The 14,614-nt window shown below is 44.5% G+C and carries 11 protein-coding genes and 1 pseudogene; 7 read left to right on the top strand and 5 right to left on the bottom strand.

Annotation, left to right across the window (positions count from 1 at the left end; genetic code table 11):
* The first annotated feature begins 188 nt into the window (after positions 1-188).
* Together GA693_RS05480 and GA693_RS05475 are read left to right on the top strand one after the other, a co-directional pair.
* Positions 189-2,549 (top strand): TonB-dependent receptor, encoded by a 2,361-nt coding sequence (locus GA693_RS05480; RefSeq protein ID WP_160241268.1) that lies wholly within the window; start codon positions 189-191, stop codon positions 2,547-2,549.
* A gap of 2,067 nt (positions 2,550-4,616) precedes the next feature.
* Positions 4,617-5,108: a hypothetical protein gene (locus tag GA693_RS05475; protein ID WP_104471392.1), complete on the top strand. Its 492-nt coding sequence runs from the start codon at positions 4,617-4,619 to the stop codon at positions 5,106-5,108.
* Positions 5,109-5,214: 106 nt separating this feature from the next.
* Here the strand turns inward: GA693_RS05475 and GA693_RS05470 are convergent, their stop codons facing one another.
* Positions 5,215-7,002: an acyl-CoA dehydrogenase gene (locus tag GA693_RS05470; RefSeq protein ID WP_160241269.1), complete on the bottom strand. Its 1,788-nt coding sequence runs from the start codon at positions 7,000-7,002 to the stop codon at positions 5,215-5,217.
* Positions 7,003-7,116: 114 nt separating this feature from the next.
* On the opposite strand from GA693_RS05470, the gene GA693_RS05465 reads away from it, so the two are divergent.
* The gene (locus GA693_RS05465) at positions 7,117-8,097 is read left to right on the top strand and encodes a GlxA family transcriptional regulator (protein ID WP_016658064.1); all 981 of its coding nucleotides are present in this window, start codon (positions 7,117-7,119) and stop codon (positions 8,095-8,097) included.
* 14 nt (positions 8,098-8,111) lie between these two features.
* On the opposite strand, the gene GA693_RS05460 is transcribed toward GA693_RS05465, so the two are convergent.
* Both GA693_RS05460 and GA693_RS05455 read right to left on the bottom strand, forming a co-directional pair.
* The gene (locus GA693_RS05460; RefSeq protein ID WP_160241270.1) at positions 8,112-9,320 is read right to left on the bottom strand and encodes an MFS transporter; all 1,209 of its coding nucleotides are present in this window, start codon (positions 9,318-9,320) and stop codon (positions 8,112-8,114) included.
* On the bottom strand, positions 9,317-9,760 hold the full coding sequence (locus tag GA693_RS05455; RefSeq protein WP_104487291.1) for a MarR family winged helix-turn-helix transcriptional regulator: 444 nt from the start codon (positions 9,758-9,760) through the stop codon (positions 9,317-9,319). The genes GA693_RS05460 and GA693_RS05455 overlap by 4 nt, the downstream gene beginning before the upstream one ends.
* 416 nt (positions 9,761-10,176) lie before the next feature.
* Here GA693_RS05455 and GA693_RS05450 point away from each other — a divergent pair.
* The 3 genes and pseudogenes from GA693_RS05450 (at position 10,177) to GA693_RS05440 (ending at position 12,793) form a co-directional block, all read left to right on the top strand.
* A pseudogene (locus tag GA693_RS05450) lies at positions 10,177-11,621 on the top strand (cytochrome ubiquinol oxidase subunit I).
* Positions 11,618-12,622, top strand: coding sequence for a cytochrome d ubiquinol oxidase subunit II (gene cydB, locus GA693_RS05445; RefSeq protein ID WP_160241271.1), 1,005 nt, complete (start codon positions 11,618-11,620; stop codon positions 12,620-12,622). Before GA693_RS05450 ends, cydB begins: the two are co-directional and overlap by 4 nt.
* Positions 12,623-12,685: 63 nt before the next feature.
* Positions 12,686-12,793: a hypothetical protein gene (locus tag GA693_RS05440; RefSeq protein ID WP_005178219.1), complete on the top strand. Its 108-nt coding sequence runs from the start codon at positions 12,686-12,688 to the stop codon at positions 12,791-12,793.
* 40 nt (positions 12,794-12,833) lie between these two features.
* Here the strand turns inward: GA693_RS05440 and GA693_RS05435 are convergent, their stop codons facing one another.
* Entirely contained in the window at positions 12,834-13,391 is a 558-nt protein-coding gene (locus GA693_RS05435) for a thermonuclease family protein (RefSeq protein WP_160241272.1), read from the bottom strand.
* Positions 13,392-13,434: 43 nt separating this feature from the next.
* Between GA693_RS05435 and GA693_RS05430 the strand changes: the two genes are divergently transcribed.
* Entirely contained in the window at positions 13,435-13,590 is a 156-nt protein-coding gene (locus GA693_RS05430; RefSeq protein WP_160241273.1) for a hypothetical protein, read from the top strand.
* 87 nt (positions 13,591-13,677) lie between these two features.
* Here GA693_RS05430 and GA693_RS05425 read toward each other — a convergent pair whose 3' ends face one another.
* Complete coding sequence (locus GA693_RS05425; RefSeq protein WP_160241274.1) at positions 13,678-14,595, bottom strand: LysR family transcriptional regulator; 918 nt, start codon at positions 14,593-14,595, stop codon at positions 13,678-13,680.
* Positions 14,596-14,614: the final 19 nt, after the last annotated feature.

The raw sequence follows: 14,614 nt of genomic DNA, 5'->3' as shown, positions 1-14,614 counted from the left end.
TTTAACTTCGTGTTAGATGGTTTTTTCTTTTTTTAAGAATCTAAGAATTCAAAATATTTCAATTCCCCCATTTTTCTTCCTCTCAATTGAGTTGCTGCATTTTCTCGATCTGCCAGAAAAACCAGAATAATTTTTTAAATAGACATAAAGTTATGTTATATCATAACACTTTTTAAAAGGGGGCTCGCATGAAATACAGCACACTCATGACTTTAATTTTATTGGCGATGCAACAGGCACAGGCTGAAGAGCCGATTACAATTCTGGAACCACTTATTTTTCAGGGGGATGATACTGACAAGAACCTGAACATTGCGCCTAAAGAACGCATTGAAACAGCCAATACCTTGGGCGATGCTGTTAAACATATGTCTGGCGTGCAAAGTAGCGCATTCGGTCCCAATTCGGGGGCACCAGTGATACGCAGTTTGAGCGGTCATCGGGTCGGGATTCTGGAGAATGGTCAGGCGATCAATGGAATGAATGCTATCAGCGGTGATATTAATATTCCATTTGATCCACTATTTACTAAAAGCGTGACCGTACATAAAGGGACCAATACTGTACGTTATGGCGGACAGGCGATTGGTGGTTATGTGGATATAGATTCGGGCATCATTTCAAAAATGCTGGAAGAGAAAAGTGCCAATGTCGATGTGGTATATAAAAAGGGCTTTAACGATTTTAGCGGGCATGGTATTCGCATTAATGTCAATAATCAGGAAAATCTGAGCACCAATATCCAGTTTTCTACCCAACAGATTTCATCTTATAAAATTCCCGGAAAGAGCAAAGCAGCCGTCTGTGATACAGCGATTATCTCGGAGCGAGGTGGGATTGATTCTGCTTTGGCAAGCGCCTGCCAGCGCGATGCCAGAATTGAACAGGTCTTTAATAAGGCACATCATCAATATTTAAATAAGCATGTTTTAGAAGATATCGCCCAGAATCCTCAGCATTTTTATGATTATTATGATGGCTTGGAGTCGGCCAAATATACTGATCAAGCGGTTTTAACCCGCTATGTGAATGGCGCCTACCGGGAATTTATCAATGATCCCAACCCGGATTATGTGCCCAATACGCCAAAATATGTGGAAAGCCGAACCAATCAGGATGTTACGCCCAATTATCAGAAAAAACTGGGCAATAGCTATGCCAGAAATGAAAATATGGCAATCGGGAGTACTTACTTTTTAGACAATGGCTATATTGGAATTAGTGCCGATTATAAAACCAGTGATTATGGTGTGCCGGGTTTCTCAATGGAAAATAAATCTTTCCAGAGCGCTTATGATGATAGCTTGCCGGTCACGGTGCAGATTAAACAGAACCGTTTTGCGGTTGATGCGTTACTCAGGGACCCACTGCCTGTACTTGATCATCTCCAAATTCAGGCATCAAAATTATCCAATCGCTCGGGTGAATATATTGGTGCAAGCAAAGCCAATGAATATCAGTTTGATAGCCATGCTGCCGAACTGGTACTAAAGCAGATGCCTTATAAAAATTTGAGCGGTGAAATTGGCACTGCTTTGAATGTGCGTGATGTTAACGGTTCAGGAACACAGCGCTATCTCCCTAATGTCAAAACCACAACCCAGGCAGTATTTATCCAGGAAAAATTGGATTGGGAGCGGTTTTCAGTGGATGCCGGTTATCGTCATGAGAACGTTCAGCATGAGATTCAGGATCAGAGTTTTAAACTGGCGCGTAATGCGGCCAATAGCACCCTAAAAAATAAATCTTTTGCTCTAAATAGTTTTTATGTCGGTTCGAATTTTAAAGCGACCGATTATCTGGACTTTAGGCTGCAATATTCCAAGTCAGAACGGGCTCCTGAAATTAATGAGCTGTATGCCAGCAATCCGCATTATTCGGTTATGACGCAGGAGGAAGGCAATCAGGCATTGAACAAAGAAAAAATGCAGGGGCTGGAATTAATCACGCATGTGAACTGGGATGCTGCGAATATCGCTGTAGCTTTATATCAAATGGATTTTGAAGATTATTTTTATTTGTCGCATTCCGGTTCATCCATGAGAAACCGTTTACCGCTGAAGTACTGGAAGCAAACCGATACTAAAGTGAATGGTTTTGAGGTGGATATGAACTACACTTTTGATTTAGACCATTTTGGTGAGGTACAGGTCGGTGGTTTTGCTGATCTGGTTAAAAATAAGGCCACTAATCCGGAAAGTTTGCGTTTAAGTAATGATGGCGTGTATTTGCCGAATATGCCGACCAATCGTTATGGTGCCCACATTGAATGGACACGCGCCGATTGGTCAGCGCGTCTGGCAAGTATTTATTATGATCAACCGCGATATTTAGGAAAAAATGTGTCAGAGGAAGTGCCACTGCCGGCATACAACCTGATGGATCTGGATATTCGTAAAAAAGTGACTTTAAAAAATGCCAGTTTTGATGTGTTTATGAATGGATCAAACCTGCTGGATGAAGAGGCACGTCCACATAATTCGCCCCTGAAATATATTGCGCCGTTACCGGGCCGCGCTTTTCAGCTGGGTGTGACCATGCATCTTTAAGGGTGGGATAATCTGAATATTTTCTTCGGATCCATCGGTAGGCTCATCTGGAAACAGGTGAGCCTTTTTATGGCTGGTATAAAACCGGCTCCAATAGTGAATCTAGGCAAAAAGGGCAGTCATTTACTTACGTTAATTAAGGGATTCTAGATATTCTGCTGATCACCGAATAAGAAGTCCTCTTAACTTTGAAATTCAACTTAAAATTATAATAATTTTCTATTAACAATTCATTCAAAGTAGACTGGGTTGGCTAATTTTTGGCATAAAATATGTAATATTATGCAAATATATAAATTATAAATTTATATATAATTTCCAGCAGAATCTATCGCTGTAGTTTCTTTTTTTACTGCCTCCTCCTCTAGGGAGGCATTTTTTTTGAGGAGAAAATTATGCTCCATCTTCTATTCACTTTATTTGGCCTGCATGAGGTGACTGAAATCGACTACCTGCTCGATGAAGAAGAGAATGAAACGTGTAGCAATGGTTTAGATCAAGAGTATTAACAGCGCTCATCCCTATTGCTTCTTTCTCTTGGTCAAGACCTAAAAAGCTCAACCCACTGGTGGGCTTTTTTATGGCTTTATACATTGCTCCGGAAATTACAATCTGTACAAAAAATGATCAAAATTGAATGTGAAAGCTACAAATTTGAATGATAGTTTAAATCCAGATCTTCCAATAGGTGAGGTGAGCAATGAAACTATTAGCTTTGATTGGTGCAGGACTTGCAGCAAGTTATTGTTATATCAATATTAAGAACAAAAACTTAAATCTATCCAATACGGATTTCGATGAAAGCATCCACAAAGTCGTTATTCAGGACTTCTGGGTTTAGTGGGTAATTTTTTATTTAGATTATCGAAATGAGATAATTTAAATGAATGTTAATTTTTATGAATGTCATATTATGACAACTTGTAAAATTTCTATTTATATAAAATTTGTATCAGGGCTAACTTCTGATTTTCTCCCAACGCCGTCCTCCAGAACAGGAGGCCGATTATTAAGAGTAGAATATTATGATCCAGTTCCTTCTTTGTCTGTTTAGCTTTCATGGCGCAACTGAAGTCGAATACACGGGTGATGATGAAGAAATTCGGCGCTGTCAGGATTGTCTAAAAGAGCGTGAATAGGCGCTATACCCGCATCCATAGAGCATAGAAAAATTGCCGGCTTGGCTTAGAACGGATCTTTTTTGACTTTTTTAATTTCAAGGGCAATCAAGATTGATGCAAAAATGAGCAGTCCGCCAATGATCAATAATAATGAATCATCTGCCTTGAATCCAACCCAGAAACTCAGGCCACTGCTGACTACACAGCTTAACAGTAGAACAATTAAAATTCCGTATTTCACGATACATCTCACATTAATTTTTTTAATCCCGTGATGATATACCTGTACTATGAACCGCTTGTGAAAGGAAAAAATATAGGTATAACTAGAGGGTCACGCTATACGCAGTGTTGTGATCGCTGGGAGATGAGAAGGTTTTTTTGATGCTTACTCGATGCTTAAGTCAACACACGCCAGGTGTTCACGATGCAGAGGAGGATTAATGAAAGGCAAAGGTAGAATACAAACTCGCTGCTCGTCGCGCTGGCCTGATCAAGTCTGTAGTAATAGAGAATAAAAACTAAAAATAGGATCGCAATAAGAAAAAGCATCGTTATTTTTTAAGTCTGAGATATCTCAGCATAATAGAGGAGAGTGCATTGAAGGCAAACAGTGTGTCATTTTAATATGGAGTGTTCGTGCTTATTGAACTACTAACTAGATGTTGATTAATATAAGATTCAAACTCAAGAACCCAATAAAGAAAAGAACCATCTACTAGCCCCGAATCAAAGTTTTTAAAAAGTTAAAAGCCTTCGAACCGTTTAAAGTCATCTTTCCAGATTGAAGAATTTTAGAGCTAAAGCCGTCCTCATGTAGACACATGGCTTAAATAACATTGAATAAGATGTCATAATTGCTAAAATGCGATTCGTTTTTTATTACAGTTTTACAAGCTAAGAAATAAAGCTTTGTAAAACAGCAATCTATCTAGGAAAATTTTCAATGCTTGATATCTATTTAACGGATGTTCAGAAAAAGGTGCAATTTACCGATTATCCGGGTGAGCATCCTGTTAAATTTATTTTAAATTTTAAGAAAATTTTCCCAAGTGTGATGGAGTTGCTGCTGCCGGTGCTGCCTGAAAATGAAAACCTGGAAGACATGACCTGGGAATCAACCACGGCAGATCTGGAATTGTTTAAATTGCTGCTCAGTGGTTGGGGCCTGATTGAGCTGCGTTTAAATGCTATTGCGAAATATAAAGATCGCGCTTTTGCAGACCGTTTGGTGAAGCAAGCACAGCAAAAACGTCAGGACTATAAAAAATCACAAAGCCAATTGGCGACGGTAGAGCTGGACTATCTGTTTATGCATGAAGTTCATGCGCAAATTGATGCAGAACTGGTCGAGCTGGGTGAAAAATTCTATTTACCGACCCTACGTGAATTGTGGCAGGGTAAAGTGGCGGCCAATGTCTTGAATGCACAATTCTAAACGGCATCTGCATTCTAGAAGTATATAAAAAATCCCCATGTAATAAACTACATGGGGATTTTCTTTAGAAGGTAGATATTTAAAACCTGCTTTCCATCATCCGGTTTTAAAACCAGTCACTGTGCATCGACAGGCAGGTATCATCAAATTCACTGAGTAATTTGGCCTGATGTTCAATTTCCGGTAATTCCCAGCGAATGAAATAGCGCGCCGCTTGCAACTTGCCTGCTAAAAATTGCTGATCTTCTGCCAACTCAGACTGGCCAAACTGCTGTTGCGCCTTGTTGGCCATATCCAGCCATAACCAGGAAATAATCACTTTAGCCATCATATCTAAATACAGGGCAGAATTGGCCAAAGCCTCATTGGTTTGACCTTGCATAAGCGCCTGTCCCAGTTTTTGTGTGGTGCTTTGTACCGTAGCCAGATGTTTGCAGAATTTGCTGGACAGATCCAGAATGGCCGGATGCTGAATCTGTTCCAGCGTGGTGTTGATGCGTTGCATTAGCAGATTTAAGCCTTTGCCATTGTGCTGCCATAATTTACGCCCGAGTAAATCCAGTGACTGAATACCAAAAGTGCCTTCATGAATCGGATTTAAGCGGTTATCCCGATAATACTGTTCTACCGGATAATCACGGGTATAGCCGGCACCGCCAAGTACCTGAATTGCTAGATCATTGGCTTTCGGACCATAGGCAGACGGGAAGGATTTGACCACAGGCGTGATCAGGTCGAGCAGAATGGCGCTATCTTCCGAGCCACCCGCCTGATGTTCATCAATCAGTCGCGCGGCAAACAGGCACAATGCCAAAGCTCCTTCTACATAGGCCTTTTGCGCTAACAACATCCGTTTCACATCGCTATGTTCAATAATATTGACCGGTTTGCTGTCGCTATTTTTTTCACTGGCCAGTCGGCCTTGCGGACGGTTTCTGGCATATTCCAGCGATTCCAAATAACCGCGATAACCGATCATCGCGGCGCCCAGCCCAACACCGACACGCGCCTCGTTCATCATTTTGAACATATATTTCAGGCCCTGACCAGCTTCACCAATCAAATAGCCTAAGCATTGGTTATTTTCACCAAAATTCAGCACAGTCGATGTTGTCCCGCGATAGCCCATTTTATGTAACAGGCCAGCCAGTTTGACATCATTGCGTTCACCCAGCGTGCCATCTTCATTGGTCAGGAATTTCGGCACAATAAACAGGGAAATGCCTTTGACACCTTGTGGCGCATCCTGAGTCCGCGCCAGCACCAGATGCACAATATTTTCAGTAATGTCCTGATCACCCCCAGAAATAAACATTTTCTGGCCTTTAATTTTGTAGCTGCCATCAGCTTGTGGAATGGCTTTGGTGGTCAGATCACCCAGAGAGGAACCGACATTCGGCTCGGTCATGGCCATGGTGCCGGAAAAGCGGCCATTGAACATCGACGGGACAAAGGTCTGTTTCTGCTGCTCGGTACCGAAGGCCTGAATCAGATTCGCTGCGGCGGCGGTTAAAAATGAATAAGCCACGGTGGCAGGATTGGCCGACATAAAATAGGCATTGGCAGCCATATTAATCAGTGTGGGAAGCTGCATACCGCCCTGATCATAATCATGCTGGGCACATAACAGACCGGCCTGGGCAAACTGTTGCCAGGCCTGTTTCACTTCGGCAATGGTATGTACCTGTGTACCATCAAAATGCGGTTCTTGCGCATCGCCTTTGGCATTGTGCGGGGCAAAATAGTCTGCTGCAATGCCGCGCGCCGTATCTAAAATACTGTCGAAGGTGGCTTTGTCATGTTCCTGATAACGTTCCAGCTGGGTCAGCTGTTCGGCTGAAAATACCTGATAGAGTAAAAAATCCAGATCTTTTTGATTGATGAGTGCGGTCATGGGATGCCGTTACCTGTTTTTATTGATTGCTCTTAGCTTAACAAGACTTGTATTGGCAGATAAATTGTCAATAATGACACTCAAGGAGCCAAAAACGACATTTGGGAAGAAAGCATGAAGCGGGTTTTTATTCTGGCCTATGATGGTGCACTGGCTTCGGCCATAACCGGTGTGGCCGATTTATTCAGTCTGGCCGGCATTAGCTGGAACCGGATTCAGAAACAGGACATCCAGCGTTTGTTTCAGGTGCAGATTGCCTCGCCACAGGGAGAAACGGTGCAATGCAGTAATGGTTTACGCATTGAGGCGCATCTGGCCTATAGTGAAATCCAGCAGGCCGATTTGCTGGTGATTCCGACTTTGGCCGGTTCCATCGAGCAGATTCTGGAAAAAAATCAGTCTCTCATGAATGTTCTGCAACAGGCCGATCAAGCTCAATGCCTGATTGCCGGAAACTGTACCGGGAATTTTTTTCTGGCCGAAGCCGGAATTTTACAGGGCCGCAGTGCCACCACGCATTGGGGTTTTAAAGATCAGTTCCAGCAGCGCTATCCGGAGGTCCATTTGCAGGCGGATCGCCTGATTACCCAGTCCGATCATGTCTATTGTGCCGGTGGCGGGTTGGCCTGGTTCGATTTGGGGCTACATTTAATTGAACGTTTTTATGGCTTTGAAATTGCCATTCAGACGGCCAAATCCTTTGTGCTGGATTTTCGCCGTGACAACCAGTTGTCCTATTCCTTGATGCGTATGAGCAAGCCACATCAGGATGGTTTGGTAAAAGAAATCCAGCATTGGCTGGAGCAGCATTTTAGTGAAAACTTGAATATGGAAGATGTGGCGGCGCGCTTTAATATCAGCCCGCGCACGCTCATTCGCCGTTTTAAAGCAGTGTTAGATGTGGCGCCGAATCAGTATGTGCAGGCTATTCGTATTGAAGCTGCGCAAAAACGGCTGGAAGAAACCGAGCAGCCGATTGACCGGATTATGCAAATGGTGGGCTATGAAGATCCGAGTTCATTCCGGCGTTTATTTCGCAAAAAAACCGGCCTAACCCCAATGGAATACCGCCAGCGCTTTGGCCGGCGGTTTTAAGCGTATTGCTTTCGTTAGCGTGATAACTGTGGCTGCACCGGCTGGGCATGACGACCATGCAGCAGATAATACAGGCCTAAACACAGCAGCGCGGCGATGGCACTATAGAAATACATCTGCACATAACTAACCGATTTCAGCGCGATTCCGATCAAATACGGCCCGAAGCCCAGCCCTGCATCCAGACAGATAAAATAGGTCGAGGTCGCCAGTCCCATACGTTCCAGTGAGGTACTTTTGACCGCAATAGTCTGACAGACCGATTGAATATTGCCATAGCCCAGACCGAGCAAGCCGGCACAAAGCAGCAGCATACTGGAGTTATGCGCCTGACTTAGTAAAAACAGGGCAATCGCCATCACAATAAAGGCGGGATACATAATGATATTTTCACCTTTACGATCCATAAGCCGCCCGGTAAACGGACGCGAAAACAAAATGGCGATTGCATACATTAAAAAGAATAAGGACGCGGCTTCGACCAGATCAATTTCCTTGGCGTAAAAGTTAATAAATGACAGCACGCCGGAATAACAAATGGAAGCAAACAGCATAATCAGGGAAATGGGCAGCGCATTCTTTTCCAGATACTGGGTCCAGAAGCCAAAACCTTTGCCTGCTGTCGCGGTGGCTGCAGGTTTAGGCTGCGCCAGGTTCGGCATCCGGATAAAACAGGCCACTACCAGACAGCCCAGCGCCAAGACACTGGATAAGCTAAAAATTGTCTGATAACTGGTGTGCAGCATCATCCAGATCGCAACAAAAGGACCAATCGCCGTACCCAGGGTGCTGCTCATGCTGTAATAGCCAATACCTTCACCACGGCGGGTGGGCGGCAGAGTTTGTGCGATGACTGTGCCGAGTACGGTAGAGGCGACTCCCATCATAAAGCCATGAATAAAACGGATGCCGAGCAGGGCAGTCACCCCCATCTCTATAAAATAGCCTAAGGAAAGCAGCAAGAAACCGGTCAGCCCAAAAAGCAGGGTGCTACGATAACCGAAACGCTGTAGGCATTTGCCTATCAGCAGACGACCAAATAAGGTGCCGACAATAAACAGTCCTGAAATTAAACCGGCTTCGGCAATGCTGGCATTTAATTCCGCCACGGCATAACCGACAATCACAATCACCAATAGATAAAAAATCAGTACCAGTTGAAAATTGATCAGGCCGACCAGGATAAAGTTTCTGGTCCATAGCGGTGCTTGTGCTGAACTCATTTGTCTTCACCTTGTAGGGTCGGTTGTAACTGTTCACTCAGCTGATTAAGGATCTCGCGGGTATGGGCGATGTCCGCAACTGCAAAAGACTGCAGCAGCTGCTGTTCAAACTGATCAATCTGGCTTGAACAATGCTTGAAAAGTTCCTGCCCGTGAGAGCTAAAAGTCAGGCATTTCTGCCGTTTATCGCTACTTTCAAGCTGATGGATTAAACCCAAGTCCAGCAACACCCGAATACGTTTGGTGATGCTCGGTTTGGACACCTTTAAATAGGCGGCAATATCAACCTGGGTACATTGCTGTTTTAAATGAATGACATATAACACCTGCCACAAGGAATAATTAAGCTGATGCGGCAATAACAGAGTATTAACTTCATCGCTGAACAGACGTGCGCAGCGTAATAAGGCGGTACGAAATTTTAAGGGAGAGCTTGGCATAAAAAAAATAGTTAACCAGGGTAACTAAAACAAAGTCAATGTACGCCTGTTCGGAATTTTTTCAAGTAGGGAAGCCAGCGAAGGATTCAAAAAAACAGATGATAAAAGATGAGGGGGCAACGTGTATTGCTATAGATTTGTTAAGCAGCGTTAAGGTCAATCAACTGAACTACAAAAATTCCTCTCATCCAGTCCTGTCTATCCAGCTGATAAACCGCAAGAATAAAAAATCAGCGCTTCTATCTTCCAAAAAACTCATCAGTTGCAGAAATTACTCGCTTAAAGATTCTTGATCAAAAGCCTACACAAGGCCTATACAACTTCGTCCTATGCTGAAGCGCGATGAGAAAAATTCAAAACGCTATATTTAAAACTCTACACCCTGAGCGCAGCTCGACCTTTTGAAAGGTGGCATGATGACCCTCGGTTTTACCGCGCTGGAACTGGCCCGGATTCAGTTTGCTTTTACAGTTTCATTTCATATCATTTTTCCGGCCATTTCCATTGGTCTGGCCAGTTTTCTGGCGATTCTGGAATGGCGCTGGTTACGCAGTCGTAATCCGATTTATCAGGACCTGTTTAAATTCTGGGTCAAGATTTTTGCGGTCGCCTTTGCCATGGGGGTGGTTTCTGGCATTGTCATGAGCTATCAGTTTGGCACCAACTGGAGTGAATTTTCCCGTATCGCCGGCAGTGTCACCGGACCATTATTGGCCTATGAAGTGCTCACCGCTTTCTTTTTGGAAGCGGGTTTTCTCGGCATCATGCTGTTTGGTTGGGGACGGGTGGGACCTAAAGCACATTTTTTCTCGACTTTAATGGTCGCAATTGGCACCTGTATTTCCATGTTCTGGATTTTATCAGCCAATAGCTGGATGCAAACTCCGCAAGGTTTCAGCATCGAAAATGGCATTCTGGTGCCACAGGACTGGTGGCCATTGTCTTTAATCCGTCATTCCTGTATCGGCTGGCGCATATGGCTATTGCCGCCTTTTTGGTCTCTGCTTTGCTGGTGGCTGCCACGGCTGCCTGGCATTTACTTAAAGGCCGTCGGGATGCACTGGTAAAAACCTCGTTTTCGATGGCCCTGTGGCTGATGCTGATCTTAACTCCCTTACAGGTGCTGGTGGGCGATTTACATGGCTTGAATACCCTGCAACATCAACCAGCCAAACTGGCAGCGATGGAAGGGCATTGGAATACCAATCATGAGAAAGGCATGCCGCTGTATCTGTTTGGTATTCCCGATATGCAGGCCGAAGAAACCAAATATGCACTGGCGATTCCCAACTTGGGCAGCGTAATTCTGACCCATTCGCTAGATGGCACCGTCACTGGCTTAAAAGAATTTGCCCCGGAAGATCGGCCCAATTCGACCATTGTGTTCTGAAGTTTCCGGATTATGGTCGGCTTAGGCGTGTTGATGCTAATTTTGGCGCTGTGGGGATTGTGGCTATGTAAACGGCAGCGTTTATATGAACATCGTCGCTTTCAGCGTTTTGCCCTATGGATGGGACCCTCTGGTTTTATTGCCTTATTGGCCGGCTGGTTTACCACAGAAGTCGGCCGCCAGCCGTGGGTGGTCTATGGGGTGTTACGCACCGAAGATGCCTTATCGCCAGTATCTGCAGAGCAGGTTGGCCTGAGTTTGATGATTTTTGTACTGGTGTATTTTGTGGTGTTTGGGATGGGCATTTATTACATGCTCAGACTGATGCACAAAGGGCCGGAACTGATTCATTCAGCGCCATCATCAGCCTCTGATGCTGAGCTTACTCAAGCCTCCAGACGGCCATTAAGCAGTGTCACCGAGCAGATCAACCCGCCCGTCGAGCGCCCCAAACAGGAGCAGGAGCCATGATAGATTTATCTTTGCTGTGGATCGGGATTATTGCCTTCGCGGTGCTGATGTATGTGGTGTTAGATGGCTTTGATTTGGGCATCGGGATTTTATTTCCATTTTTTCCCGAGCAGGCAGAGCGGGATGTCATGATGAATACCGTCGCGCCAATTTGGGATGGCAATGAAACCTGGATGGTACTGGGAGGCGCCAGCCTGTTTGCTGCTTTTCCCTTGGCCTATGCCACGGTACTTTCCGCCCTGTATTTACCGGTCATTTTAATGGTAATTGCCTTAATTTTTCGCGGTGTTGCCTTTGAGTTTCGTTTTAAGGCCAACAGCAGCAAACACTGGTGGGACAAAGCTTTTATTGGTGGCTCTGTTTTTAGCAGCTTTTTACAAGGCGTAATTTTGGGCGCTTATATTCAGGGTATTCGTACCGAGCAGGGGGTATATGCGGGCCATGGCTTGGACTGGTTAACGCCGTTTAGCCTGTTTACTGGTGCTGGCGTGGTAATGTTGTACGCCACTTTAGGTTGTGGCTGGCTCATTTTTAAAACCGATCAGGCGCTACAGCAGCGTATGTACCGTTTAATGCCGAAGATGCTGATCGGCCTATTGATTGTTTTAGCAGCCGTCAGTATTTATACCCCGATAACCCAGCCGCACATTGCCGAGCGCTGGTTTAATCTGCCGCAGTTACTGTATTTCTCTCCGGTGCCAATACTGGTACTGACCTTTACTTATCTGGCTTTAAAAGCCTGCCGGCAGCGGCAACAGTTTCGGCCGTTTTTGTATACGCTGGCCTTGGTATTTCTGGCCTATAGCGGCTTTTTAATCAGTTTATGGCCTTATATTATTCCGCCCTCGGTCAGCTTCTGGCAGGCGGCTGCGCCGGAAAGCAGTCAGCGTTTTACCCTCATTGGCGCGCTAGTTTTAATTCCGATTATTCTAGGTTATAGCGCGATGTCCTATTGGATTTTTCGCCATAAAGTCCGGGTGGGGGATGATGGCTATCATTAAAGAAAATCGACATGAAGCACATCATTATAGGTCAGTTATTCCCTTAGTCATCAAGGAGCCGCAATGAAACGTACACAGCTGCTGTGGTTTATTGGTCTCTGGCTGGCCGGTTTTGTGGCGTTGGCGCTGATTGCCGGAGCTTTTCGTTTGCTGGTGCAATGGGCTTATTAAGCTAAATCATCTTCGAACTTTAAAAATCCACCTGAGCATTTTATTTACGATTCTGTTTGCGATAGACACTTGGTCGCACCGGGCGGCTGCTTTTCCAGAGGCCTTTTTTCCGTGCTCTGGCCTGAGTCTGTAAGGCACGCATATGCGCCAGCTGCTTGCGATCATGAATATAATCTTCATAGACCCAGGCGGCGCCACGTTTGACCAGTTCTTCATTGACATTTTTACGGTAGCGATAAATCACCCCGACATGGCGGCCATAGCGATCAATATCGGTAATTTTTACTCGCACCACCTTCTGGTGCAGCATAGTTTTGACCAGACGCCGGGTTTCCGGACCATAACTTTGGCTCGATTCTGGCGCATCAATATAGGCAAAGCGGATGCGGGTTTCTGAACGTCTTAAATTAAAACGGTATAGGGTGAGGGTATCGCCATCGCTGACCGCAGTGACCCGCGCCCAATAGGTTCTGCCTTTTTTAAAAGGTCGAAACAGTTGCTGCACAAAGCGGGAAATCTTACCCAACAGCATAAACGCAACAAGACAGCATCCAGCGGCGAATGCCAGCAGCCAGAAAGGGGAGAGTTCAGTCAACATAGACGCTTTCAATTCAGCTGAACAGACCAGCCAGCTGTAAACCGTGAAAAATAAAAGTGCTAGTGTAAAAGAAATGGCGCAATTCGCCGGTCGATTAAATCGCCAATTAGCTAGTTTTAACAAATCAGCTACGCTGCAACGCCTGATCTGGCAAGGGCTTGAGCGATGTTTGAAATTTAATGAAGATAAAGCGCCTTGAATTTGAGTGATCTAAATAGCCTAAGTAAATTTTCTGACCTCATTTAAAATAGCCTAAGCATAATTAAGATTATTCTACTGAAATAGCCTAAGCAAAAATTTTAGAAATCTCCGCTCTTAAAAATGCATGACGTGCATTCTCCTGCATCTCCTTATACCAGAACATCCCCAAATCAATTTTCGGCAAGTCAACAGGCGATTCAAAAATATGCAGCTTCGGGTCAATATGTAAATGTTGCAAAATACTTTCCGGAATAGTCAGTATCGCGGTGTCATGCTGCGCCAGAATTTGCAGGGCAGTGGAATAATGCTGACAGCGTAATAATAGGGTTCGAGACAGCTGATTGCGCTTTAAATAAATATCTTCCAGCAGCAGACCACTACGGCGTGAAGAAACACCAATATGCGGCGCAGACAAATATAATTCTTTATCTATGGATGAACGCTGGCTACAAACCACGAAACGGTCTTGGACCAGCGCCTGAAACTGGATTTTATCGCCCAGCTTGTGTTCCAGATCAATCACAAAATCAATTTGCTGGGTGGCCAGATCATTAATCATGGTTTTACGGTCCAGCTTGCTGCTTAAAAACTGAATCTCCAAGTTCAGCTGCTGAAAGTGCTGCACCAGTTTGGGAAAAATAATCGGTTCAATTTCATCATGTATGGCAATTTTCAGGGTATGTACCATCGCCGGTTCAAACTGCTGTTTTTGCCGGGCAATATGCTGAATAGACAGCAGCGCAGTTTTAATAGTCGGATAAATCTGCTCGGCAAACGGCGTTGGTAACATCTGATGGCCGGTGCGAATAAACAGATCATCCTGTAACTGTAACCTAAGCCTTTGTAAAGCGTGACTGGTCGCCGACTGGCTGATACATAAGAGCTGCGCCGCTTTGGAAATATTTTTTTGTTCAAAAATCGCAATAAACAGCGGGTATAAATTAATATCAATACGATGAAAAGCACCCAGATCCATCGGGCTATTATTATGAATATTGTGCATAGTATTTAATTCAATAAAA

Origin of the sequence: Acinetobacter indicus, assembly GCF_009914475.1 — a bacterium.
Classification (GTDB): Bacteria; Pseudomonadota; Gammaproteobacteria; order Pseudomonadales; family Moraxellaceae; genus Acinetobacter; species Acinetobacter indicus.
The sequence above is the reverse complement of the archived record's forward strand: the minus strand, read 5'-3'. Positions and strand labels throughout refer to the sequence as shown.